This is a genomic window from Streptomyces daliensis, from assembly GCF_054782395.1.
This window is the reverse complement of sequence record NZ_BAAGSO010000054.1, coordinates 115464-139550: the sequence shown is the minus strand read 5'-3', so window position 1 is coordinate 139550 and position 24087 is coordinate 115464. Positions and strand designations below refer to the sequence as shown.

Annotated in this window: 18 protein-coding genes; 11 read left to right on the top strand and 7 right to left on the bottom strand. The window is 72.8% G+C overall.

All coding sequences use genetic code 11. The features are described from left to right. Nucleotides 1-183: 183 nt before the first annotated feature. The 4 genes from ACYVOO_RS11500 to ACYVOO_RS11485 form a co-directional block, all read right to left on the bottom strand. Entirely contained in the window at nt 184-1071 is an 888-nt protein-coding gene (locus ACYVOO_RS11500; RefSeq protein ID WP_461015547.1) for an amino acid ABC transporter permease, read from the bottom strand. After that, a complete protein-coding gene (locus tag ACYVOO_RS11495) occupies nt 1068-1715 on the bottom strand; it encodes an amino acid ABC transporter permease (protein WP_461015546.1) in 648 nt (215 codons plus the stop codon). The genes ACYVOO_RS11500 and ACYVOO_RS11495 overlap by 4 nt, the downstream gene beginning before the upstream one ends. Before the next feature lie 241 nt (nt 1716-1956). Next, nucleotides 1957-2880: a glutamate ABC transporter substrate-binding protein gene (locus ACYVOO_RS11490; protein WP_461015545.1), complete on the bottom strand. Its 924-nt coding sequence runs from the start codon at nt 2878-2880 to the stop codon at nt 1957-1959. A 152-nt stretch (nt 2881-3032) separates the two neighbouring features. Further along, on the bottom strand, nt 3033-3809 hold the full coding sequence (locus ACYVOO_RS11485; RefSeq protein WP_453346729.1) for an amino acid ABC transporter ATP-binding protein: 777 nt from the start codon (nt 3807-3809) through the stop codon (nt 3033-3035). A gap of 354 nt (nt 3810-4163) precedes the next feature. On the opposite strand from ACYVOO_RS11485, the gene ACYVOO_RS11480 reads away from it, so the two are divergent. The 3 genes from ACYVOO_RS11480 (at nt 4164) to ACYVOO_RS11470 (ending at nt 9077) form a co-directional block, all read left to right on the top strand. Further along, the gene (locus tag ACYVOO_RS11480) at nt 4164-4883 is read left to right on the top strand and encodes a response regulator transcription factor (RefSeq protein WP_453346728.1); all 720 of its coding nucleotides are present in this window, start codon (nt 4164-4166) and stop codon (nt 4881-4883) included. A gap of 24 nt (nt 4884-4907) precedes the next feature. Then, nucleotides 4908-6308, top strand: coding sequence for a sensor histidine kinase (locus tag ACYVOO_RS11475; protein ID WP_461015544.1), 1401 nt, complete (start codon nt 4908-4910; stop codon nt 6306-6308). Between the two features lie 225 nt (nt 6309-6533). Then, the gene (locus ACYVOO_RS11470; protein WP_461015543.1) at nt 6534-9077 is read left to right on the top strand and encodes a discoidin domain-containing protein; all 2544 of its coding nucleotides are present in this window, start codon (nt 6534-6536) and stop codon (nt 9075-9077) included. 91 nt (nt 9078-9168) lie between these two features. Here ACYVOO_RS11470 and ACYVOO_RS11465 read toward each other — a convergent pair whose 3' ends face one another. Next, on the bottom strand, nt 9169-12231 hold the full coding sequence (locus ACYVOO_RS11465) for an alpha-mannosidase (protein ID WP_461015542.1): 3063 nt from the start codon (nt 12229-12231) through the stop codon (nt 9169-9171). Between the two features lie 145 nt (nt 12232-12376). After that, entirely contained in the window at nt 12377-13432 is a 1056-nt protein-coding gene (locus tag ACYVOO_RS11460; RefSeq protein WP_461015541.1) for a TAXI family TRAP transporter solute-binding subunit, read from the bottom strand. 79 nt (nt 13433-13511) lie between these two features. On the opposite strand from ACYVOO_RS11460, the gene miaB reads away from it, so the two are divergent. The 3 genes from miaB (at nt 13512) to ACYVOO_RS11445 (ending at nt 16141) form a co-directional block, all read left to right on the top strand. After that, on the top strand, nt 13512-15008 hold the full coding sequence (gene miaB / locus ACYVOO_RS11455; RefSeq protein ID WP_461015540.1) for a tRNA (N6-isopentenyl adenosine(37)-C2)-methylthiotransferase MiaB: 1497 nt from the start codon (nt 13512-13514) through the stop codon (nt 15006-15008). A 42-nt stretch (nt 15009-15050) separates the two neighbouring features. Beyond that, complete coding sequence (locus tag ACYVOO_RS11450; protein ID WP_461015539.1) at nt 15051-15353, top strand: hypothetical protein; 303 nt, start codon at nt 15051-15053, stop codon at nt 15351-15353. 80 nt (nt 15354-15433) lie between these two features. Continuing rightward, a complete protein-coding gene (locus ACYVOO_RS11445; RefSeq protein WP_461015538.1) occupies nt 15434-16141 on the top strand; it encodes a class III extradiol dioxygenase subunit B-like domain-containing protein in 708 nt (235 codons plus the stop codon). 181 nt (nt 16142-16322) lie between these two features. On the opposite strand, the gene ACYVOO_RS11440 is transcribed toward ACYVOO_RS11445, so the two are convergent. Next, complete coding sequence (locus tag ACYVOO_RS11440; RefSeq protein ID WP_461015568.1) at nt 16323-16547, bottom strand: antitoxin; 225 nt, start codon at nt 16545-16547, stop codon at nt 16323-16325. 446 nt (nt 16548-16993) lie between these two features. Here ACYVOO_RS11440 and miaA point away from each other — a divergent pair, with 446 nt between their 5' ends. The 5 genes from miaA (at nt 16994) to ACYVOO_RS11415 (ending at nt 23978) form a co-directional block, all read left to right on the top strand. Then, complete coding sequence (gene miaA, locus ACYVOO_RS11435) at nt 16994-17962, top strand: tRNA (adenosine(37)-N6)-dimethylallyltransferase MiaA (RefSeq protein ID WP_461015537.1); 969 nt, start codon at nt 16994-16996, stop codon at nt 17960-17962. Nucleotides 17963-18071: 109 nt separating this feature from the next. Then, nucleotides 18072-18698: a hypothetical protein gene (locus ACYVOO_RS11430; protein WP_461015567.1), complete on the top strand. Its 627-nt coding sequence runs from the start codon at nt 18072-18074 to the stop codon at nt 18696-18698. A gap of 75 nt (nt 18699-18773) precedes the next feature. Beyond that, nucleotides 18774-19679, top strand: coding sequence for a diaminopimelate epimerase (dapF, locus tag ACYVOO_RS11425; protein ID WP_461015536.1), 906 nt, complete (start codon nt 18774-18776; stop codon nt 19677-19679). A gap of 256 nt (nt 19680-19935) precedes the next feature. After that, the gene (locus ACYVOO_RS11420) at nt 19936-22347 is read left to right on the top strand and encodes a RelA/SpoT family protein (RefSeq protein ID WP_461015535.1); all 2412 of its coding nucleotides are present in this window, start codon (nt 19936-19938) and stop codon (nt 22345-22347) included. A 134-nt stretch (nt 22348-22481) separates the two neighbouring features. Further along, entirely contained in the window at nt 22482-23978 is a 1497-nt protein-coding gene (locus tag ACYVOO_RS11415) for a M1 family metallopeptidase (RefSeq protein ID WP_461015534.1), read from the top strand. The last annotated feature ends 109 nt before the right edge of the window (nt 23979-24087 follow it).

Below are 24087 nucleotides of genomic sequence, written 5' to 3'. Positions count from 1 at the left end.
GGGGCGACGGTCCGGACCTGTCGTGATACGTCCGTACCGCCGCCCCACCTCGGCCGTTCTCCGTCGCCGGGCCGGCTCGGCCGTTTCCCGGTCACCGCGCTGACCGGGCCGGCCGCGCTGACTGCGCTGACCGGGCCGATCGGGCCGACCGGTCTCCGCGGTCCGGTCGGCCCTCCGGCTCGGTCAGCCGATCTTTCCTGCGGGCGGCTCGGGGGCCGCCGGGGCCTCCAGCGTGTCCGCGGCCCCGGTCTCCGCCACGGCGATGCCGGTCTTGGCGCGGCGCCCGCGGCGCTCGATCCAGTTGGCGAACGCGGACAGCACGAGACACATGGCGATGTAGATCGCGCCGACGACGATGATCATCGGGACGTACGGGTTGTCGCCGTTGACGATCGTGTTGGAGGCCAGGAGCTGACCGGCCCGCAGCAGCTCCTCGTAGGTGATGACAAACCCGAGCGAGGTGTCCTTGAGGGTCACCACGAGCTGGCCGATGATCGTCGGCAGCATGGAGCGCACGGCCTGCGGGATGAGGACCGTGGTCATCACCTGGGTCTTGCGCATGCCCAGCGCGTACGCGGCCTCGCTCTGCCCCTTGGGCACCGCGTTGATCCCCGCGCGCAGGACCTCCGCCTGGACGGCGCCGTTGTAGAGGGTGAGTCCGAGGACCACGGCCCACATCGGCTCGCTGGTGAAGAAGCCCACCCAGAGCACGTAGATGGTGATCAGCAGCGGGACGGCGCGGAACAGTTCGATGAACCCGGTCGCCAGCAGGCTGACGGGCTTGTGCTCCGACAGGCGCGCCACGACGAGCAGCACGGCGAGCACCAGGGAGAGCACTCCGGCGAGAGCGAATGCCTGGAGGGTGCTGACGATGCCGTTGGCGATGGAGGTGCGGATGCCGGAGTAGTTGAAGATGTCCCACATCTCACCCGCGAACTGGCCCTTGTCGGCCAGCCGGATGACGACGAAGACGAGCAGCGCGGCGATGGCCACGGTGCCGAGGACGGCGTAGACGCGGTTGCGGGCGCGGGCCTTGGGCCCAGGGGCGTCGTAGAGGACGGACGAACTCATCGGGCGACCTCCATCCGCCGCTCCAGCAGCCGGAAGAGGCCGCTGATGAGGAAGACGAGAACCAGGTAGGCGAGGGCCACCCACAGGAAGATGACCATGACGTTGAAGCCCTTGTCGCTCAGCACCTTCTGGACGCTGAAGAGTTCGGGGTTGTTGAAGGCACCGGCGATCGCGGAGTTCTTCGTCAGCGCGATCATGATGCTGCTCAGCGGCGGGAGCACCGTGCGGGTCGCCTGCGGCAGGATGATCATGCGCAGTGTCTGCGTGAAGGTCATCCCGATGCTGCGTGCCGCCTCGGCCTGGCCGAGCGGGACGGTGTTGATGCCGGAGCGGACGGCCTCGCACACGAAGGCGGACGTGTAGAAGCCGAGGGCGAGGACGCCCAGCACGTACGAGCTGATGCCGGGGAAGAGGATCTGCGGCAGCACGAAGAACGCCACGAGGAAGAGCAGCGTCAGCGGGGTGTTGCGCAGCAGGGTCACCCAGGCGGTGCCGAACGCGCGCAGCGGCGGTACGGGCGAGACCCGGAAGCCCGCTATCAGTACGCCCAGCACGAGCGCGAGCAGCCCGCTGGCAGCGGTCAGCGAGACCGTTCCGATGAATCCGTCGCGGAACAGGTCCAAGTGGTCGAGGAGCACATTCATTCAAGTACCTCGCGATGGACGCGGGTGAGCCGGGAGCGGCTGGGAGTACGGGAAGGGGAGGGAGGGGCGCCGGAACGACGCGTCCCGTACGCCCGCCCGGGAGGCGGGCGTACGGGACGGTGTGGCGGGGGCGACGGGTAACAGGTGACGGATAACGAAATCTGTCAGCTGTTGTCTGACAACTGTCAGCCGTTATCCGTCAGCTGTTATTTGTGAGCCGTCAGGCGTCAGGCGTGAGCCGTCAGTCGCGCTCAAGGGCCGGGGGCTCTTCGAACTTGGAGCCCGAGCGGCCCAGCGTCGCGTCGTACGCCTTCTTGTAGCTGCCGTCCTTCTGGTGGGCCTCGACGGCGTCGGTGACGGCGTTCTGGAGCGCCTTGTCACCCTTCTTGAGGCCGATGCCGTAGGGCTCCTCGCTGAAGGTCTCGCCGACGACCTTCAGCTTGCTGGGGCGCTCGGCCGCGTAGCCCTTGAGGATCGCGTCGTCGGTGGTCATGGCGTCGACCTGGCCGTCGAGGAGCTGCTTGACGCAGTCGGTGTACTTGCCGAACTCGACCGGGGTGGCGCCGTACTTGGACTTGTTGTCCTTGATGTTCTGGAGCGGCGTCGAGCCGGTGATCGAGCAGACCTTCTTGCCCTTGATGCTGTCCGGGCCCTTGATCTCCTTCTCGTCCTTGCGGACGAGCAGGTCCTGTCCGGCCATGTAGTACGGGCCCGCGAAGCCGACCTGCTTCTTGCGCTCGTCGTTGATGGTGTAGGTGCCCACCATCAGGTCGACCTGGCCCTTGGAGATGGCGGTCTCACGGATCGAGGAGTCGATGGTCTTGAACTCGACGTCCTTCTCCGGGTCGAAGCCCAGGTCGGCGGCGACCATCTTGGCGACCTCGATGTCGAAGCCCTCGTACTTCTTGGTCGACTGGTCCTGGAAGCCCAGGTACGGCTGGTCGGCCTTGGCGCCGATGATCAGCTTGCCGCGCTTCTTGGCCTTCTCCCACACCGGGGAGTCGACCTTGGCGTCCTTGGCGACCTCGTACTTCGGCAGCGCCTTGGCGTCGGTGTCGCCGCCCGGCTTGTCACCGGCGGACCCCTCCTTGCCGCCGCAGGCGGTGGCGGACAGGGCGACAGTGAGAACCACGGCCGCCGTGGCGGCGGTTTTGCGGAACTTCATGGTGAACATCCCTTGCTTGATGAGTCTTCGGGGGCCGCCGGCCGTCGCCGGCCGGGCGCGGAGCGCGGGTGCGATGCGATGCGGTACGGGGTGCGGCCGGCCGCGACGGTGGTGGCCTCGCGGAGGCGTGGCCGTGCGTCCGTGACCGCGCGTCAGTGGTGGAGGATCTTCGCGAGGAAGTCCTTCGCCCGGTCGCTCCGGGGGTTGTTGAAGAACTGCTCCGGGGTCGCCTCCTCGACGATGCGCCCGTCCGCCATGAAGACGACGCGGTTCGCGGCCGAGCGGGCGAAGCCCATCTCGTGGGTGACGACGACCATCGTCATGCCCTCCTCCGCGAGCTGCTTCATGACCTCCAGGACCTCGTTGATCATCTCGGGGTCCAGTGCGGAGGTCGGCTCGTCGAAGAGCATCACCTTCGGGTCCATGGCCAGCGCGCGGGCGATGGCCACCCGCTGCTGCTGGCCTCCGGAGAGCTGCGCGGGGTACTTGTCGGCCTGGTTGCCGACGCCCACCCGGTCGAGCAGGGTGCGCGCCTTCTCCTCGGCGGCCTTCTTGTCCGTGCGCCGGACCTTGACCTGGCCGAGCATCACGTTCTCCAGCACGGTCTTGTGCGCGAAGAGGTTGAACGCCTGGAAGACCATGCCGACGTCGGAACGCAGCTTCGCCAGCTCCCTGCCCTCCTGGGGCAGCGGCTTGCCGTCGATGGCGATGCTTCCGGAGTCGACGGTCTCCAGGCGGTTGATGGTGCGGCACAGCGTGGACTTCCCGGACCCCGAGGGTCCGATGACGACGACGACCTCGCCCCGCGCGATGGTCAGGTCGATGTCCTGGAGCACATGCAGCGCACCGAAGTGCTTGTTGACGTTGTCCAGTACGACCAGTTTGTCCGCCGTCGGCACGGCGTCCTTGGTCACCGATACTTCGCTCATCGGCGTGTAGCTCCGTCCTCGTCGGTTGCGAGGACACTAATGAGATGCTGCCACCAGCGTCATTACATCTGAGCGGAAATTGAGCATAACGATCCGGCCGCAACCGGGCACACTGGGTGAAGAGGACGTGGAAGGTCTCCCCGGTGTCGTACCGGCTACATAACGGAAACCTCCGCGTGACCGGCAGCCCCTTGACTCACCTGCGCGCATAGGCGTGGATGCAGTGCGTCGTGCACCGCGCGCGGCACGCCGCGCATCGCATCGCATCGCGCGCGCCACGCGTCGGACGCCATTCGCCGACGCTGTTCGTCGACGCCGTTCGCTGAGCGCCGTTCGCCATGAGGGAGGGCCGGTATGAGACTGCTGCTCGTCGAGGACGACGATCATGTCGCCGCCGCGCTCTCCGCCGTGCTCGCCCGGCACGGCATCACCGTCGTCCACGCCCGCAGCGGCGCGGAGGCGCTCAAGGAGCTGCTGCCCGGCGAGGAGGCGTCGCCCTTCGCCGTCGTCCTCCTGGACCTGGGGCTGCCCGACCAGGACGGCTTCGAGGTGTGCGGGCGCATCCGCCGCGTCAGCACCACCCCCGTGATCATGGTGACGGCCCGCGCCGACGTACGGTCCCGCATCCACGGCCTCAACCTCGGCGCCGACGACTACGTGGTCAAGCCGTACGACACCGGCGAACTCCTCGCCCGCATCCACGCCGTCAGCCGCCGCACGCCCCCCGAGGAGGGCGCGGAGGGCGGCAAGGGCGGCGAGGCCCCCTCCGGCGGCGAGGGGACCCTGCGGCTGGGCGCGGTCACCATCGAACTGCCCACGCGGCAGGTGCACGTCGACGGCGACGCCGTCGCGCTCACCCGCAAGGAGTTCGACCTGCTGGCGCTGCTCGCGCAGCGGCCGGGCGTCGTCTTCCGGCGGGAGCAGATCATCAGCGAGGTGTGGCGTACGAGCTGGGAGGGCACGGGCCGCACCCTTGAGGTGCATGTGGCGTCGCTCCGGTCCAAGCTGCGCCTGCCCGCGCTCATCGAGACGGTGCGCGGGGTCGGCTACCGCCTCGTCTCCCCGGCCGCGTAGCCGCCAGGGAACACCGGACCACACGTGCGCACCCGCCTCCTCCCGCTCCTGATCATCCTGCTCGCCGGGGTGCTCCTCGCGCTCGGCTTCCCGCTCGCCGCGAGCCAGGCGGCGGCCGAGCAGCAGCGCGTGGTCGTCGACCGGATCGACGACACGGCACGCTTCGCCGCGCTGGCGCAGTTCGTGACGGAGCCCAGCGACGCGAGCGAGCGGCGCGCGACCCTGCGGGACGAACTCGACCGCTACCAGGAGCTGTACGGAATCCGCGCCGGTGTCTTCTACCGCGACGGCCGTGCCATGGCGTCCGCGCCCGGGGGCTGGCGCGTACCGGACGAGGGGGAGGGCGCGAGGGCGTTCGCCGAGGCGCTGGCCGGGCGGCGCAGCCACGACCCGGGCCAGGTGTGGCCGTGGCAGCGGGCGCGTATCGCCGTCGCCTCGCCGGTCATCAGGGACGGCGATGTCGCGGCCGTCGTCTTCACGGACTCGCCGACGGGGCAGATGCGGTCGCGCATCGTGCGGAGCTGGCTGCCCATCGCGGCGGGGGAGGCGGCGGCGATGCTGCTGGCCGTCGGCGCCGCGCTGCGGCTGACGGGCTGGGTGCTGCGCCCTGTGCGGACGCTGGACCGGGCGGCGCACGAGATCGCGACGGGCGAGATGAAGTCGCGGGTCGCGGCCTCCGGGGGGCCGCCCGAGCTGCGGCGGCTGGCGCGTTCCTTCAACGAGATGGCCGACAACGTCGAAGAGGTGCTGGAGCAGCAGCGGGCCTTCGTCGCCGACGCCTCGCACCAGTTGCGCAACCCGCTGTCCGCGCTGCTGCTGCGCATCGAACTGCTCGGCCTGGAGCTTCCGGAGGGCAACGAGGAGTTCGCGTCCGTACAGGCCGAGGGCAAGCGTCTCGCCCGGGTGCTGGACGATCTGCTGGACCTGGCGCTGGCAGAGCACGCAGCGGCCGACCTGCGGCTCACCGACGTGGCCGAGGTGGCGGCCGAGCGCGTCGAGGCGTGGCGGCCCGTCGCCGAGCGCAAGGGCGTCACGCTGGCCTCGGCCGGGCAGTCCGCTGTGACGGGCTGGGCCGACCCGGTGGCGCTGTCCAGCGCGCTGGACGCGGTGGTGGACAACGCCGTGAAGTTCACGCCCGAGGGGGAGGGCGTGACGGTGACGGTGGCACCGGAGGGGGAGTGGGTCACGGTCACGGTGGCGGACGGCGGGCCGGGGCTGAGCGACAGCGAGCTGGAGCGTGTGGGGGACCGGTTCTGGCGCAGCGGGCGGCACCAGAACGTCTCCGGTTCGGGGCTCGGCCTCTCCATCACGCGCGCGCTGCTGTCCGCGGGCGGCGCCGGTCTCGCCTTCGCGCGGGGCGAGCCGCACGGGCTGCGCGTCGTGATCACGGTGCCGCGCAACGAGCCGGGCGGCGCGGCGGACTGAGCCCCGGAGTTCCACGCGCCCCGCGTGCCCCGCCCGCGCCCCGGCCGTCCTCCGCCCGCACCCGCCCGCGTCCCGTGTCCCACCCCTCGAACGAATATGGCGGGATGTCTCCTATACGGGGCATCTCCGCGATGGCATGGTCACGCCCCACTGAGGCATGTGCCGCGCGACGTGACCCTCGCTACGGGACCACGCGACGCGACCCATTCGCCCAAGGGGGGCCCGATGTTGTCGTCGACGTGTGCACGCGGACTGTCCCGGCTCAGATCCCGGGGACTGCTGCTGATCGCCGTGCTGGCGGTCCTCGCGGCCTTCGCGCCGCTGGTCACCGCGGGTGACGGCCCTGCCGTCGCCCGCGGTCGCGCGTCGCCCCCCTCGCCCGGCGGCACCGCGCCCCCGCCCGCACCGCACCACCAGAAGGCACCGGCCTCCGCGATGGAGCCCGCCGCGCCCGAACTGCCGCGCACGGGCTGGACGGCCACGGCCAGCGACGAGGAGACGGCGAGCGAGAACGGCCGCGCCGCGAACGTCCTCGACGGGGACCCCGCCACCCTGTGGCACAGCAAGTGGTCGGGCACGGCGGCGCCGTTGCCGCACAGCATCACGCTCGACATGCACCGCACCGAGGTCGTCTCGGCGCTCCTCTACCGCCCGCGCACCGGCAGTGCGAACGGGCGGATCGGCGAGTACGCCATCCACCTGAGCACCGACGGCCAGAGCTGGGGCCAGGCCGTGGCCACCGGCACCCTCGCCGACGACGCCACCGTGAAGACGCTGAGCTTCGCGGCACGCGGCGCACGCTACGTACGGCTGACGGCGCAGACGGAGGCCGGCGGGCGCGGCCCGTGGAGTTCGGCGGCCGAGCTGAACCTGCTGGGCGACCCGGGGCTGCCCGCCTCGGTCGTGGACCTGCCGCGTACGGGCTGGACGGCCACGGCGAGCGACGAGGAGACGGCGAGCGCGGACAACCGCGCCGCGAACGTCCTCGACGGCGAGTCCGACACGCTGTGGCACAGCAAGTGGTCGGGCACGGCTGCGCCGTTGCCGCACAGCATCACGCTCGACATGCACAGCACCCGGACCGTCTCCGCGCTCTCCTACGAGCCCCGCAGATCGGGCGCCAACGGCCGGATCGGCGCGTACACCGTGGCCACCAGCACCGACGGGCAGACCTTCGGCGCGCCCGTGGCGAGCGGGACGTGGAAGGACGACGACACGGTCAAGAGCACCACGTTCACCGCCCCCGTCAGCGCCCGCTACGTGCGGCTGACGGCCACCACGGAGGCGGGCGGGCGCGGCCCGTGGAGTTCGGCGGCCGAGATCCGGCTCAGCGGCCCGGCGAACCCCGCGACGGCGGGCTCCTGGGGCAGGGTCACCGGCTTCCCGCTGGTCCCCGTGGCCACGGCCGTGCTGCCGAACAACAAGCTGCTGGCCTGGTCGGCGTACGGCGTGGACAGGTTCGGCGGCAGCAACGGCTACACCCAGACCTCCCTCATGGACCTGGCCACGGGCGAGGTGACCCAGCGCAGGGTCGACAACACCGGGCACGACATGTTCTGCCCCGGCATCGCCGTGCTCGACGACGGACGCGTCCTGGTCACCGGGGGCAGCAACGCCGAACGCGCCAGCCTCTACGACCCGCGCACCGACGCCTGGACCTCCACCGCCGACATGAACATCCCGCGCGGCTACCAGGCCATGACCCTGCTCTCCGACGGGGACGCGTTCGTGCTCGGCGGCTCCTGGAGCGGCGGCGCGGGCAACAAGGGCGGCGAGGTGTGGGACAAGGACACCGGCACCTGGCGCACCCTGCCGGGCGTGCCCGTCACCGCCACGATGACCGGCGACCCGGCAGGCCCCTACCGCGCGGACAACCACCAGTGGCTGCACGCCGCCTCGGGCGGCAGGGTGCTCCAGCTCGGGCCGAGCAAGCAGATGAACTGGATCGGCACCCAGGGCGGCGGCTCGGTCACCTCGGCGGGCAACCGGGCCGACAGCCAGGACGCGATGAACGGCAACGCGGTCGCGTACGACGTCGGCAAACTGCTCACCCTGGGCGGCGCCACCGCGTACGAGAACGTCAACGCCACCCGGCGCGCGTACACGGTGGACGCGAGCGGCGGCGGCCAGCCGGTCAGCGCCCGCACCGGGGACATGTCCTACGCGCGGGCCTTCTCCAACAGCGTCGTGCTGCCCGATGGCAAGGTGGCCGTCTTCGGCGGGCAGTCCCACCCCGTGCCCTTCAGCGACGCGACCTCCGCCATGACCCCCGAGATCTGGGACCCGGCCACGGGCCGGTTCTCCCGCATGGCGAGCATGGCGGTGCCCCGCAACTACCACAGCGTCGCCAACCTGCTGCCCGACGGACGGATCTTCACGGGCGGCGGCGGCCTCTGCGGCGACTGCGCGACGAACCACATGGACGGCGCCGTGTTCACGCCGCCCTATCTGCTGAACGCCGACGGTACGGAGAAGTCCCGTCCCGTGATCACCAGTACCCCGCCGTCCAGGGTGGACCACGGAGCCTCGGTACCGCTGACGACCAACCGGGAGGTCACCGCCTTCTCGCTGGTCAGGACGGGTGCGGCGACGCACTCCACGGACAACGACCAGCGCCGCGTCCCGCTCGACTTCACCCGGACGGGCACCGGCGCCTACACGCTGGACATCCCCGACGACCCGGGCGTGGCACTGCCGGGCACGTACCTGCTGTTCGCGCTCGGCTCCCAGGGGGTGCCGAGCGTAGCCAAGACGCTCACCGTCAACTGACGGACGGCCCTGTAGGGCTGGACGGCCGGGTGACCGGGCGGGCCGGGCGCGAGGGCGGACACCCCCGCGCCCGGCCGTACCCGGCCCGCCCCTAGCGGGGCGACAGCCGCAGCGTCCGGATCTCGAACGGGCGCAGGGCCACCTCGATGCCGCCGTCCGGCGTCGGCTCGTACGCGGGCGCGGTGGACAGCGGGCGCTCCAGCAGGTCCGTCCCGGTGGCCGAGGCCAGCGCGAACCCCGGGGTGAGCACCGCGCGGGCCCGGCCGCCGTGCGACTCGTAGAGGCGCACCACCACGTCGCCGCTGCGGTCCTCGGCGAGCTTGACGGCCTCGATCACCACCTGGTCGTCGTCGACGCTCACCAGGGGCGCCACCGGCCCGCCTTCGCCCGTGACGGTGCGCTCGGGCAGGTTGATCCAGTGCCCCTCGCGCACCGCGTCGCCCACGGACGCGCCCGGCGCGAGCGCGTAGCGCAGCCGGTGGACGCCCTGGTCGGTCTCCGGGTCCGGGTAGCGCGGGGCGCGCAGCAGGGAGAGCCGCACCGTGGTGGTCTGGCCGCCGTCCTCGCGCATGTCGCGGGTGACGTCGTGCCCGTACGTCGAGTCGTTGACGAGCGCGGCGCCCCAGCCCGGCTCCTCGACGTGGAGCCAGCGGTGCGCGCAGATCTCGAACTTCGCCGTCTCCCAGGTGGTGTTGGTGTGCGTGGCGCGGAAGACGTGCCCGAACTGGGTCTCGGCCGCCGACCTGTCCGCCTTCACGTCCAGCGGGAACGCGGCCTTCAGCAGCTTCTCGCTCTCGTGCCAGTCCACCTCCGTGTCGATGTCCAGCACGCGGGAACCGGCACGCAGGGTGAGCAACTGCGTGACGGAGGAGTCGCCGAAGGAGCGGCCGACCCGGACCGTCGCGCGCCGCCCGCCGCTCTCCGTGAGGGTCAGTTCGTCGGTGTCCACCAGGTCGGTCACGTTGTTCCGGTAGAAGGCGTCCACGTCCCAGGCGTCCCAGTGGTTGGGCAGGTCCGGGTGCAGTTGGAGGAGGTTGGCGGCCGAGCCGGGGGCCACAGTCTCGCGGCGGGCGCGCAGATCGCGGGCCGAGACGACCAGCCCTCGCCCGTCGATCTCGATCCGCAGCAGCCCGTTGGCCAGCACCCAGCCGCCCCCGGGCCGCTCCTCCGCCGCGACGGGCGCGTCGCCCCCCGCGCCCCCTTCCCGCGCCGCGTCCTCCCGCACGGCGGGCAGCGCGCCGCCCGCGGGGACGCCGCCGCGCGTGTGCGGGGCGCCGTTGAAGACGACCGGCTCGGCGCCCTCACCGGCGAGCGCCGTCTGCGCCTCCCCGATGATCCGCTCCAGCTCGGAGCGCACCCGCGCGTACGTCTCGCGGGCCTCGCGGTGCACCCAGGCGATCGAGGAGCCCGGCAGGATGTCGTGGAACTGGTGCAGCAGCACCGTCTTCCACAGGCGCTCCAGCGCCTCGTACGGATACGCGTGCCCGGGGACGCGCAGCGCCGCCGTCGCCGCCCACAGCTCGGCCTCGCGCAGCAGGGACTCGCTGTGCCGGTTGCCCTGCTTGGTCTTGGCCTGCGAGGTGTACGTGCCCCTGTGCAGCTCCAGATACAGCTCGCCCACCCACACGGGCGCCTCGTCCGCGTACTCCTCGTGGGCCTTCTCGAAGAAGGCGGCCGGTTTCTCGACCGTGACCCGGGGCGAGCCCTCCAGGTCCCGCAGGCGTGCGGCGCGCGCCAGCATCTCGCGGGTGGAACCGCCGCCTCCGTCGCCCCACCCGAAGGGCGCGAGGGAGCGTGAGGCGCGGCCCTTCTCCTGGTAGTTGCGCGCCGCGTGCGCCATCTCGCGCCCGCCGAGGTCGGAGTTGTAGGTGTCGACGGGCGGGAAGTGCGTGAAGACGCGCGTGCCGTCGATGCCCTCCCACCAGAAGGTGTGGTGCGGGAACTTGTTGGTCTGGCTCCAGGAGATCTTCTGCGTCAGGAACCACTTCGCGCCCGCCAGCTTCACGATCTGCGGCATGGCCGCCGTGTAGCCGAAGGTGTCGGGCAGCCACACCTCGCGGGTGTCGATGCCGAACTCGTCCAGGAAGAACTTTTTCCCGTAGAGGAACTGCCGGGCCATGGCCTCCCCGCCGACCATGTTGGTGTCCGACTCGACCCACATGCCGCCCACCGGCACGAACTGCCCCTCGGCCACCTTCTTCTTGACCTTCGCGTAGACCTCGGGGCGGTGCTCCTTGATCCAGGCGAGCTGCTGCGCCTGCGACATGGCGAAGACGAACTCCGGGTGGTCGTCCATGAGGGCGACCATGTTCGACGCCGTACGCGCCACCTTGCGCACCGTCTCGCGCAGCGGCCACAGCCAGGCCGAGTCGATGTGCGCGTGCCCCACGGCGCTGATCCGGTGGGCCGACGCGCGGGCCGGGGCCGCCAGCACCCCTGAGAGCGCCTCTCGCGCCCGCGCGGCAGAGCCTGGTACGTCGGCCAGGTCCACCGCGTCCAGCGCCCGTTCCAGCGCGCGCAGCAGCTCCCAGCGGCGCGCGTCCTCCAGCGGCAGCTCCCGCATCAGCGACCCGGCGACCTCCAGGTCCTGCACCAGCTCCCACACCCCGGTCTCGAACACGGCGAGATCCATGCGCCGCAGCCGGTAGAGGGGTTCGCTGCCCGCCGTCAGCCGGTCGCCCTCGTACGTCGGCGTCTGGGGGGTGTTGACGATGGGGTTGGAGGCGGCCTCGACGAACAGCTCCACCGCCTCGCCGCCCCGGGCGCGCTCGGCGACCCGCACCCAGTCGTTGCGCGGATGCAGGCCCTTCACGGCCTCGCCGTCGGCCCGGTAGACGAGCCCCTCGCACTGGAAGCCGGGCATGTTCCGGTCGAACCCGAGGTCCAGCACGGCCTCGACGGTCCGGCCCGCCCACTCGCGCGGCACGTGCCCCGTCACCCGGAACCAGGTCGTCCCCCAGGCGGGCCCCCACGTCCGGCCCACCTCGGCGGGCTCGTAGGGCGCTGCCAGCCCCTCCTGGACGTCCACCGGTTCGCCGGGGGCCTCCCAGCGCTCGACGGTCAGCGGCACGGGCGCGCCGTGCACGGCGGGCCTGATCCGCTCGTCCAGTACGCGGCGCAGGCGGTCCTCGACGATGCTGCGGTCATCGTGCATACGGGCGGCTCCGATGGTGGTCGTCGGCAGGGGCTCCAGAGGGCTTTCCCTGCCGGGCGGCGCCCGAAGACTCGCGATGCCTCCCACCCGCCCGGCCCGTGTCCCTGCCGGGGGCTGCCCGCCCTGTCCAGGAGGGCAGCAGCGGCTACGGCTTCTCGGACCGGTAGTAGCGCCGCGCCCCCTCGTGCAGGGGCAGCGGATCGGTGTAGATCGCGGTACGCAGGTCCACCTTCTGTGCCGCGTGCACCTCGCGCCCGATCTGGTCCCTGCTGCCGATCACGGAGCGGGTGATGCCCTCGGTCAGCGCCGCGTCCGTGCGGTCCGTGGTGACCAGGAGGTTGGCGATGGCGACGGTCTTCACCGACTCGCCCCGTTGGACGGAGGGGTAGGCGTCGGGCGGCATGACGGCGGCCCGGTAGTAGCGGGTCTCGGGCTGCTGCGCGTGCAGCGCGGGGACGAGATCGCCGAGCTGCACGAGCTGGATGTCGGAGCGCGCGGCGAGCCGCTCGACCGCCGTCGTCGGCAGGCCGCCCGACCAGAAGAAGGCGTCCAGTTCGCCGTCCTCCATCAGCTCCGGCATGTGGTCGATCCCCGCGCGCACCGCGTGCACGTCGTGCTCGATGTCCAGGCCGGCCGCGCGCAGCAGCCGCCCGGCGATCAGATTGACCCCCGAGCGCTCCTGGCCCACGCCGACGGAGAGCCCCTTGAGGTCCTTGGCGCTGCGCACCGTGGAGCCCGCGGGGACGATGAGCTGCATGTAGTCGTCGTAGAGCCGCGCGCACGCGCGCAGCCGGTCGGCGCCCGGGCCCCGCTTCGCGCGGTACGTCGCCACCGCGTCCGCCGCCGCGATGGTGAAGGCGGCCTTGCCCGAGGCGACCCTGTCGATGTTCTGCACCGAGCCCTGGCTGGACTGGAGGCGCAGGTCCACCCGGGGCAGCTCGCGGGCCAGCCGCTCCTTGAGGAGGGTGCCGTAGCGCGCGTAGACGCCCGTGGGCACCCCCGTCGCGAAGGTGACGGTCCCCCCGGGCGTCGCGCCGCCGCCCGGTGCCAGCCACCACGCCAGCAGCCCGAGCACGACGGCCGCCGCCCCGGCGGCGCGCAGCGCCCGCGCACGACGGCGGCGCGACGCGGGCCCGCCGGTGGCGGCGTCGCGCTCTGTGCGGGAGCGGCCGGAGCGGCCGGGGAAACGGAGGCTGACCATGGGCGGGCATCCTGCCAGCCCCCGGCCGGGGAAGGGAGGGGCGGGGGCGCGGGGCGAGCGCGTACCCTGGTCGACTGAGATGACTGCGAAGACTTATGAGCTGCGGACGTTCGGCTGCCAGATGAACGTCCACGACAGCGAGCGGATGGCGGGTCTGCTGGAGGACGCGGGCTATGTGCGCGCGCCGAAGGACGCGGACGGCGCGGACGTCGTCGTGTTCAACACCTGCGCGGTGCGGGAGAACGCCGACAACAGGCTGTACGGCAACCTCGGCCAGCTCGCGCCGAAGAAGGCCGCGCGGCCCGGGATGCAGATCGCCGTGGGCGGCTGCCTGGCGCAGAAGGACCGCGACACCATCGTCCGCAAGGCCCCCTGGGTCGACGTGGTCTTCGGCACCCACAACGTCGGCAAGCTGCCGGTGCTCCTGGAGCGCGCCCGCGTCCAGGAAGAGGCGCAGGTCGAGATCGCCGAGTCCCTGGAGGCGTTCCCCTCGACGCTGCCGACGCGGCGCGAGAGCGCCTACGCGGCCTGGGTCTCCGTCTCCGTGGGCTGCAACAACACCTGCACCTTCTGCATCGTCCCGCAACTGCGCGGCAAGGAGAAGGACCGCCGCCCCGGTGACATCCTCGCCGAGGTCGAGGCGCTGGTCGCCGAGGGCGTCTCCGAGATCACGCTGCTCGGCCAGAACGTCAACGCGTACGGCTCGGACATCGGCGACCGCGAGGCGTTCAGCAAGCTGCTGCGCGCCTGCGGCCGGATCGAGGGCCTGGAGCGCGTCCGCTTCACCTCGCCGCACCCCCGCGACTTCACGGACGACGTCATCGCCGCCATGGCCGAGACCCCGAACGTGATGCCCCAGTTGCACATGCCGCTCCAGTCGGGCTCCTCGCGCGTGCTCAAGGCGATGCGCCGCTCGTACCGCCAGGAGCGCTTCCTCGGCATCATCGAGAACGTCCGCGCGGCCATGCCGGACGCGGCCGTCTCCACCGACATCATCGTGGGCTTCCCCGGCGAGACCGAGGAGGACTTCCAGGAGACGCTGCACGTGGTGCGCGAGGCGCGCTTCGCGCAGGCGTTCACCTTCCAGTACAGCAAGCGCCCAGGGACCCCGGCCGCCGAGATGGACGGCCAGATCCCCAAGGAGGTCGTCCAGGAGCGCTACGAGCGGCTCGTGGCCCTCCAAGAGGAGATCTCCTGGGAGGAGAACAAGAAGCAGGTGGGCCGCACCCTGGAGGTCCTGGTCGCCGAGGGCGAGGGCCGCAAGGACGACGCCACGCACCGTCTCTCTGGCCGAGCGCCCGACAACCGGCTCGTCCACTTCACCAGGCCGGACGAGCCCGTCCGCCCCGGTGACACGGTCACCGTCGAGGTCACCTACGCGGCACCCCACCACCTCCTCGCCGAGGGCCCCGCCACCGCCGTGCGCCGCACGCGCGCGGGCGACGCCTGGGAGTGGCGCCAGGCGGCGCCGCAGGAGCCCGCGGGGCCTGGCCAGGGCGTCATGCTGGGCCTGCCCACCGTGGGAGCGCCTGCGCCGCTGCCCGCCGCCGAGCAGGGCGCCTGCGGCACCTGCTGAGCGAGGACACCGGAGAGGACACCGGGAGAGGACGCGGCACACATGGCGAACTGGGGGCTCTTCGTCGAGTCGACCACCGGCTACCGCACCCGCGAGTGGACGATGCGGCAGCTCGGTTCCGTCGAGGGCACGCGCGAGGAGGCGCTCGCGCGGCTCAAGGAGCACGCCGCGGGCTTCGCGCCCGAGCACCCGCGGCGGCCGAAGCGCAAGCAGCTCCACCGCACGGCCGACGACGGCTTCCTGCTGACGGTGCACGGCTCCGTCGACACCTTCACCTGCCGCTTCTCCGTGGCCGAGCTGCTGTATGACAGTGACAACGGCGGCAACACGGGCGCGGGAACATAACCCTGCCCGCGTCTCGCGTAACACGGACGGGCGCCGCGTGGGTGTGGGAAGAGCTGGCGTAGACCTCTAAGCTGCGCAGCATGCTTGTCGCCGCTGCCGTATGTCCCAGTCCGCCCCTGCTCGTGCCCGAGGTCGCGGCCGGGGCCGCGCACGAGATGGATGACGCGCGCGCCGCCTGTTACGACGCGCTCGGCGTCCTGGCCGCCTCCCGGCCCGACCGGCTGGTGGTCCTCGGCCCCGCCGAACAGCCGGCCCGCGGCCCCCACCCCCAGGGCGCCCGTGGTTCCTTCCGCGGCTACGGAGTCGACCTGGAGGTGAGCCTCGGCAAGGGCGAGCCCGCGCAGCGCGAGCTGCCCCCCTCCCTTGCCGTCGCCGCCTGGCTCCTGGCCCGTACGGACTGGACGGCGGCGCCCGTCGAGGGCCTCGGCGTGGGCGAGCCGCTCACCCGCGACCGCTGCGCCGCCTCCGGCAAGGAGCTGGCCCAGAGCGCGGACCGCGTCGCGATGCTCGTCATGGGCGACGGCACCAACTGCCGCACCCTGAAGGCCCCCGGCTACTTCGACGAGCGCGCCGCGGCCTTCGACGCCGAGGCGGCCCGCGCGCTGGGCTCCGCCGACACGGGGGCACTGCTGGCGCTGGACGAGGAGCTGGCGTACGAGCTCAAGGCCACGGGCCGCGCCTGCTGGCAGGTGCTGGCGGGCGCCGCGGAGGGCGCGCGGCTCGACGGGCGGCTGCTGTACGACGAGGCGCCGTACGGGGTCGGCTACATGGTCGCGAGCTGGTCGTGAGCGGCAGCCCGTAGCCCGCGGTCCGGCGCGGTCCGGGTCGTGGGTGTGCGGCCCGCACACGCGGCGCGTACGCCTGCGCCGGATCTGTGCCGGACACACGTGTGGGGTGCACGGCCGCGCGGGCCGCGCACCCCACACGCCCCGCGGTCCTTCGGCGGACCGGAGGCCGGAGCCGCAGGGATCAGTGGCCGCCGGGGCCCCGGCCGCCGGCGCTTCCGCCGCCCTTGCCCTGGTCGGGCCCGAGGCGCGTCGCGGCGTCCTTCGCCTTCTCGGCGCCGGTCCTGATCTGGCTGCTGTACTTGCCCTTGGTCTTCGAATCGGCCACCTGCGCGGCCTTGTCCAGGCCCTTGGAGACCTTGTCCCCGTGCTGGCCCAGCAGGCCCTTGACCTTGTCCATGAACCCCATGGCGGTCACCTTTCTCCAGTCCTTGCTTCCCGTGGGGAACGGTCTGCTCGCGGGCGCTCTCGCCCCCGGCTTCGTCTGTCACGGCGTCGGCCACGGGAGCCGACGTCTTCTCCGACGTCCAGGGCGTCCCGTCCGTTCCCGGGAGCCGGTCCCCCGTACGGGTCCGGCCGCCCCGGCCGCATGCGCCGGATGGAGGGCGCGGAATCTTCGCGAATACGCCCATATCTGCTCCAGACCTTACTCGTGCGGGCGAAATCTCGCGCCTTACGGGGGCTCGCGTCGCCGTGCTTCGGCCTTCCGGCGCCCCTCCGTCGGCCTCCGTGGGCCTTCCTGCGGCACCGGGCCCGGTCACCGGCCCCGGAACCCCGCGCCGGGCAACGACGCCGCGCACGCGGTGTCACGTCGCCCGTTCGAGAAGGCCGGACGGGGTTTGGGAGACTTGCGGAGTGAACGCCGCACCCGATTCCGCGCCCGCACCCGCCTCGGCGCGCAGCGCCCCGCCCGTCGTCGCCGTCGTCGGCCCGACCGCCGCTGGCAAGTCCGACCTGGGCGTCGCGCTCGCCCGTCACCTGGGCGGTGAGGTCGTCAACGCGGACTCCATGCAGCTCTACCGCGGCATGGACATCGGCACCGCCAAGCTCACCCCCGAGGAGCGCGCGGGCGTACCGCACCACCTCCTGGACGTCTGGGAGGTCACGGAGGCGGCGAGTGTCGCGGAGTACCAGCGCCTCGCCCGCGCCCGGATCGACCGCCTGCGCGCCGAGGGCCGCACCCCCGTCCTCGTCGGCGGCTCGGGGCTGTACGTGAGGGGCGCGATCGACGCCATGGAGTTCCCCGGAACCGACCCGGCGGTACGTTCCCGGCTGGAGGCGGAGCTGGCCGAGCACGGCCCCGGCGAGCTGCACCGCCGCCTGGCCGCCGCCGATCCCGAGGCGGCGCGGGCCATCCTGCCCGGCAACGGCCGCCGCATCGTGCGCGCCCTGGAGGTCATCGAGATCACCGGGCGCCCCTTCACCGCCAACCTGCCGGGACACGAGTCGGTCTACGACACCGTCCAGATCGGCGTCGACGTCGCCAGGCCCGAGCTGGACGCGCGCATCGCGGCCCGCGTCGACCGCATGTGGCAGGCCGGGCTGGTGGACGAGGTGCGCGCGCTGGAGGCCGCGGGGCTGCGCGAGGGCCGCACCGCCTCCCGGGCGCTCGGCTACCAGCAGGTGCTGTCAGCGCTGGCCGGGGAGTGTACGGAGGAGGAGGCGCGGACCGAGACCGTCCGCGCGACGAAGCGCTTCGCGCGGCGCCAGGACTCGTGGTTCCGCAGGGATCCGCGCGTGCACTGGCTCAGCGGCGCGGCCGACGACCGGGGGCAACTCACCGGCCGCGCGCTCGCCTTGCTGGAAGAAGCGGTCACAGCCTGATCACGTGATGGCATCGGGACGCGCTGGGGGTCATGGCGGACTGCGTGGCCGTGCCATCATCGACCATCGTTCGGAGCCGTGAAACCGGAAGTTGGGAGGGCACGTGGCGATGGAGGCCGGCCCTCGTGACAACGAAGAGACCACGGTCGGTGCCCCCCGGGCCCCCCGGGACGCGCGCGAGAACCGGGACCCGCGCGACGACTCGCGCGACCCCCAGGGCGTGGTGGGCCCCCGAGGCGCGGCGGAACCGGAGCGCCGGAACGATCCGCCGCTCCCGGAAGGCCCCGGTGCCCCCGGGACTCCCGGGACCGACGTTCCTGATGTCTCCGGGGCCGACGATCCGGAGCCCGACGATCCGGAGCCCGACGGCGCCGTGCCCTCAGAAGCCGCGCCCCCTGTGGAGCCGCACGAGCTGCGCCCCCAGCGGAAGCTGCGGCTGTGGCAGCTCGCCCCGATCGTCGTCCTGGGCGCGCTCGGCTCGCTGATGTTCGCCTTCCCCCTCGCCTTCGAGCCCGGCGGCGGCTCGGGAGCCGTCGTCTCGATGCTCGGGCTGCTGATCTGCGGCTGCGCCGCGGGCTGGGGCGTCATGGCGGCGCGCCGTGTGGGCCAGACCTGGCCGGGGCTGCCCGCGCGCGGCTCGGGGCAGCGCACCGACTGGCGGGTGGTCGTGCTGTACGCGGTGGTCGTCGGCACCGTCGTGGCCCTCGCCATCTGGCGCGTGGCCCGGCTGCGCTGACCTCCCCTTCCGCCCCGTCCCGCGCGGCCGGGGCGACGGCTCCGGACCGTGCCGCACTCCCGTACGATCGGGAAGGTGACCAGCGTGCAGCAGCCCCTGCCGTTCCTGAAGGGACACGGCACGGAGAACGACTTCGTGATCATTCCGGATCCGGACGGGAAGCTCGACCTGTCCGCGCGGGACGTGGCGCGCCTGTGCGACCGCCGCGCCGGGATCGGCGGCGACGGCCTGCTGCGGGTCGTGCGCGCCGCGGCGCACCCCGAGGCGCGGGCCATGGCCGACGAGGCCGAGTGGTTCATGGACTACCGCAACAGCGACGGCTCTGTCGCGGAGATGTGCGGCAACGGCGTGCGCGTCTTCGCGCGCTGCCTGGAGCGCTTCGGGCTGGCCGAGGCCGGTGATCTGGCCATCGCGACCCGCGCCGGGGTGCGCCGCGCGCACCTCGCCAAGAGCGGCACCGGGGACGCCCAGGACGGCGACGGCGGGGTCACCGTCTCGATGGGCCGCGCGGAGCTGCCGGAGGACGGCGTCACGGTGCGCGTCGGGGAGCGCGCCTGGGCCGCGCGGCACGTCTCCATGGGCAACCCGCACGCCGTCGCCTTCGTCGAGGACCTCGCCCATGCGGGCAGCCTGCTGGAGGCGCCCGTCGTCGAGCCCGCCGCCGCGTATCCGGACGGCACGAACGTGGAGTTCGTCGTCGACCGCGGCCCCCGTCACGTCGCCCTGCGCGTGCACGAGCGCGGCTCGGGCGAGACCCGCTCGTGCGGTACGGGCGCGTGCGCGGTGATGGTCGCCGCAGCGCGCCGCGACGGTGCGGACCCGGTGGCCGACGGGCAGCCCGTGACGTACACCGTGGACGTCCCCGGCGGACGGCTGGTGATCACCGAACGTGCCGACGGCGAGATCGAGATGACGGGTCCCGCCGTCATCGTCGCCGAGGGGACCGTCGACCCGGAGTGGCTCGACGGCCAGGAAGCCTGAGGGGCGTATTCCGGGCATCCTGCGCAGTTACGGCACATCCGCTGTTCAAACGTCGCACGATGGAGTGATCCGCTTCACGGTGTGCGAGACCCGGTCAGCGGTGCGTGATGTGGTCTGTAGCATCACAGCCCCGGGCCTGTGGGGGTGTGCATGAACGGGAGGTGCCCATGAGCGAGTGCGGCGAGCGAGCCGGTACGGGGAGGACGCCGCGCGGACGCGGGGCCCGGCGAGCCGGGGTACGCGGCGGGGCCGGCGCATGAGCTCCGTACGGAACCTGCGGAATCTGCGGAAGCTCAGCCGTGCGGCGCTTCTGGGGCACGCGCCGCGCCGCGACGGCCTTCCCGACGCCATCGAGCACGTCGCCAAGGTCCACCGCGCGCACTACCCGCGCGCCGACCTCGGCGCCCTGCGCCGGGCCTACGTCCTCGCGGAGTCCTCGCACCGCGGCCAGATGCGCAAGAGCGGCGAGCCGTACATCACCCACCCGCTCGCTGTCACCCTGCTCCTGGCCCAACTCGGCGCCGAGACCACGACCTTGACCGCCTCCCTGCTCCACGACACGGTCGAGGACACCGAGGTCACCCTGGAGCAGGTGCGCAGGGAGTTCGGGGACGAGGTGAGCTATCTGGTCGACGGCGTCACCAAGCTGGAGAAGGTCGACTACGGCGCGGCGGCCGAGCCCGAGACCTTCCGCAAGATGCTCGTGGCCACCGGCAACGACGTGCGCGTGATGTCCATCAAGCTCGCCGACCGGCTGCACAACATGCGCACCCTGGGGGTGATGCGCCCGGAGAAGCAGGCGCGCATCGCCAAGGTGACCCGCGATGTGCTGATCCCGCTGGCCGAACGGCTCGGGGTGCAGGCGCTCAAGAGCGAGCTGGAGGACCTGGTCTTCGCGATCCTCCACCCCGAAGAGCACGCGCGCACCCGGGAGATGATCCAGGAGCACGCCCGGCGCACCGACCCGCTCACCGAGATCGCCGCCTCCGTACGGAGGGTGCTGCGCGAGGCGGGCATCGCCGCGCAGGTCCTCATCCGGCCGCGCCACACCGTCTCCGTGCACCGGCTGCACATGAAACGCGGCGAGCTGAGCGCCTGCGACTTCGGGCGGCTGCTGATCCTCGTGGAGGACGACGCCGACTGCTACGGGGTGCTGGGCGAGCTGCACACCTGTTTCACGCCGGTGATCTCGGAGTTCAAGGACTTCATCGCGGTACCGAAATTCAACCTGTACCAGTCGCTGCACACCGCCTTCGCCGACGGCAACGGGCGCGTCGCCGAGGTCCTCGTCCGCACCCGGCGCATGCACCGCGTGGCCGAGGCCGGGGTGATCGCGCTCGGCAACCCCTACGTGGCGCCGCAGGGCGAGCAGGAGGGCGCGGGCGGCGACGCGGCGAGCGCGGGCGCTGAAGCGGCGGGCGGCGTGCCGGGAACGGCGACGGAGCGCACCGACCCCACCCGCCCCGGCTGGCTCTCCCGCCTCCTGGAGTGGCAGAGCCACGCCACCGACACCGACACCTTCTGGGCCGAGCTGCGCGACGAGCTGTCCCAGGACCGCGAGATCACCGTCTACTGCGCCTCTCCCGGCCTCGCCTCGGCCCCGAGCGGCGGAGCCCTGCCCCTCCCGGCCGGTGCCTCCTGCGTGGACGCCGCCTACGCCCGCTACGGCGAGGCGGCACACCGCTGCATCGGCGCCCGCGTCAACGGGCGGCTGGCGGCGCTGAGCACGGTCCTGCGCGACGGTGACGCGCTCCAGCTCTTCCTGGAGCCGACGGCGACGGCCGGGCCCTCCGGCCCCTCGCCCGAGTGGCTGGAGCACGCGCGTACGCCCGCGGCGCGCATCGCCATCCGCCACTGGCTGGCCTCCCACCCGGCCGACACCGCGGCGGAGCCGCGCACGGCGGAGACGCCGGAGACGGCGGGGACGGACGGTGGCGCGGGTGAGCCCGTGCCGGAGCCCGTCGGCGCGCGGGGCGGCCCTGGCGCGCCCGGGCCGGGGCCCTGCACGGCGGAGCCCGGCGGCGTCCTGTGCCCCACGGCGGAGGCCCCCGCCGCCGGAACCGGCGCACTACCGGACCCCGGACCCGCGCCCGGCCCGGCGAACGGCACCGGTACTGGCACCGGTACCGCCCTTGGCGCCGACGAGGCCGCGGCACCCCTTCCCGAGAGCCCCGAGCCCGAGTCCGACTCCGGGACCGGCACCGAGACCGAGGCCGCCCCCGTCGTCACCGACCACCCCGACACCGTCGTACGCCTCGCGCGCTGCTGCACACCCGTACCGCGCGACGCCGTCACCGGGTTCACCGTGCGCGGCGGCGCCGTCACGGTGCACCGCGACAACTGCCAGGCCGTGGCCCGTATGCGCTCCGCCGGACGGCGCGCGGTCCCCGTGCGCTGGGAGCAGGGCGCGGCCGGGTGCCGGGTCACGCTCCGCGCCGAGGCGTTCGGCCGCCCCCGGCTGCTCGCCGACCTCACCGAGACCATCGCCTCCCAGGGCGCGGCGGTCGTCTCGGCCGACGTCGAACCGCCGCGCGAACAGCGCGTGCGCCACACGTACACGCTCCAACTCCCCGACGCGACGGGCCTCCCCGCCCTCATGCGCGCCATGCGCCGCGTCCCGGGGGTCTACGACGTCACGCGTGCCGTCCGCCCCGTGACCACCGGCTGAGGCCCCGCACAGCGGACCGCGCCGGGCAAGCGCGGGAGCGGCCGGGACCCGCCATGACCGGGCCGGAATCCATTCGGGTGGGCCGCTGCCGCGCCGCCCCCGCGCGCGGCCGGTCTGCTGATAGCCGTGTGTGCATGGCCATCACACCCCCTGGAGCGGTCCCCCCGGACCGGCCGCCGCGCCCCGCCCCCGTCCGGACCCTGCGGCGCCGCTTCGGCACGGCGGGCGCCGTCGCCGCCACCGCGCTGGCGCTCGTCGCCGCCGATCTCCCGGCCCCCCGCGCCCTGGGCATCGGCGACCGCCTCTTCCCCGAACTGGGCAACCCCGGCTACGACGTGAGCGCGTACGACATCGCCCTGCGCTACGGAGGGGACAACACCAAGCCCCTCGAAGCCCGTACGGTCATCGAGGCGCGCGTGACCTCCCGCTCCCTCTCCCGCGTCAACCTCGACTTCGCGGGCGGCCAGGTGCGTTCCGTACGCGTCAACGGTGACCGCGCGGCGTACACGGGCAGGAACGAGGACCTGGTGCTCACCCCGGAGGACCCGCTGTACCGGGGCCAGACGCTGCGCATCGAGGTCCGGCACACCAGCCCCGCCAAGGGCGTCAAGGGCAGCGGCTGGGTGCGTACGTCGGACGGGCTGGCCATGGCCAACCAGGCGGACGCGGCGCACCGGGTCTTCCCCTGCAACGACCACCCCTCCGACAAGGCGCGCTTCACCTTCCGCGTCACCGCGCCGAGGAAGCTCACCGCGGTCGCGGGCGGCGAACTGACCGGCAAGAGGCGCGAAGGGGCCGCTACCACGTGGACGTACGAATCGGCCCACCCCATGGCGACCGAACTGGCGCAGGTCTCCGTAGGACGCTCCGCCGTCCTGCGCCGCCAGGGGCCGCACGGGCTGCCGGTGCGGGACGTGGTGCCCCGTGGGGACGTGGCGAAGCTGGAGCCGTGGCTCGCGAAGACCCCGGAGCAGATCGCGTGGATGGAGCGCAGGGCGGGCCCGTACCCCTTCGAGAACTACGGGCTGCTGGTTGCCGACGCGCAGACCGGCTTCGAGCTGGAGACCCAGACACTCTCGCTCTTCGAACGGCACCTGTTCACCTCCCCCGACTACCCCTCCTGGTACAAGGAGTCGGTCATGGTGCACGAACTGGCGCACCAGTGGTTCGGCAACAGCGTCTCCCCGCGCACCTGGGGCGACCTGTGGCTCAACGAGGGGCACGCCACCTGGTACGAGTGGGCCTACGCGCAGAAGGCGGGCGGCTTCCCCGTCGAGCGCAGGGTGCGCGCCGCGTACCGGGAGTCGGACGCCTGGCGCGAGAAGTACGGGCCTCCCGCCGCGCTGCGCACCGACACCCCCGACGGCAAGATCGGCATCTTCCGCAGCATCGTCTACGACGGCTCGGCCGTGGTCCTCTACGCCCTGCGCCAGCAGCTCGGCGCGGAGGACTTCGCCCGCCTGGAGCGCCTGTGGGCCTCCCGCCACCGGGACGGCAACGCCGACACCGCCGACTTCATCGCCATGGTCAACGAGGTCGCGGAGCGTGACCTGACAGGCTTCATGAAAGGCTGGCTCTACGGAGAGAAGACCCCGCCGATGCCGGGCCACCCGAAGTGGCGCGCGGCCTGAGCACGGAACGGGCCCCTGGCCCGCGAGGCGGTAAATCCGGGTGACGGGCCGACCGCGCCGTGCGACGATCCTTGACGTCGCGAGGTACGGCGGACGGTTCCGGGGAATC

Coding starts and splice junctions, on each gene's coding strand:
- ACYVOO_RS11445 (WP_461015538.1), top strand. CDS start 15,434: ATGCTTGTCGCCGCTGCCGTATGTCCCAGTCCGCCCCTGCTCGTGCCC.
- ACYVOO_RS11440 (WP_461015568.1), bottom strand. CDS start 16,547: ATGGGGTTCATGGACAAGGTCAAGGGCCTGCTGGGCCAGCACGGGGAC.
- ACYVOO_RS11485 (WP_453346729.1), bottom strand. CDS start 3,809: ATGAGCGAAGTATCGGTGACCAAGGACGCCGTGCCGACGGCGGACAAA.
- ACYVOO_RS11460 (WP_461015541.1), bottom strand. CDS start 13,432: ATGGTCAGCCTCCGTTTCCCCGGCCGCTCCGGCCGCTCCCGCACAGAG.
- ACYVOO_RS11465 (WP_461015542.1), bottom strand. CDS start 12,231: ATGCACGATGACCGCAGCATCGTCGAGGACCGCCTGCGCCGCGTACTG.
- ACYVOO_RS11480 (WP_453346728.1), top strand. CDS start 4,164: ATGAGACTGCTGCTCGTCGAGGACGACGATCATGTCGCCGCCGCGCTC.
- ACYVOO_RS11415 (WP_461015534.1), top strand. CDS start 22,482: ATGGCCATCACACCCCCTGGAGCGGTCCCCCCGGACCGGCCGCCGCGC.
- ACYVOO_RS11495 (WP_461015546.1), bottom strand. CDS start 1,715: ATGAATGTGCTCCTCGACCACTTGGACCTGTTCCGCGACGGATTCATC.
- ACYVOO_RS11490 (WP_461015545.1), bottom strand. CDS start 2,880: ATGAAGTTCCGCAAAACCGCCGCCACGGCGGCCGTGGTTCTCACTGTC.
- ACYVOO_RS11450 (WP_461015539.1), top strand. CDS start 15,051: ATGGCGAACTGGGGGCTCTTCGTCGAGTCGACCACCGGCTACCGCACC.
- ACYVOO_RS11500 (WP_461015547.1), bottom strand. CDS start 1,071: ATGAGTTCGTCCGTCCTCTACGACGCCCCTGGGCCCAAGGCCCGCGCC.
- ACYVOO_RS11470 (WP_461015543.1), top strand. CDS start 6,534: ATGTTGTCGTCGACGTGTGCACGCGGACTGTCCCGGCTCAGATCCCGG.
- ACYVOO_RS11430 (WP_461015567.1), top strand. CDS start 18,072: ATGGAGGCCGGCCCTCGTGACAACGAAGAGACCACGGTCGGTGCCCCC.
- miaB (WP_461015540.1), top strand. CDS start 13,512: ATGACTGCGAAGACTTATGAGCTGCGGACGTTCGGCTGCCAGATGAAC.
- ACYVOO_RS11420 (WP_461015535.1), top strand. CDS start 19,936: ATGAGCTCCGTACGGAACCTGCGGAATCTGCGGAAGCTCAGCCGTGCG.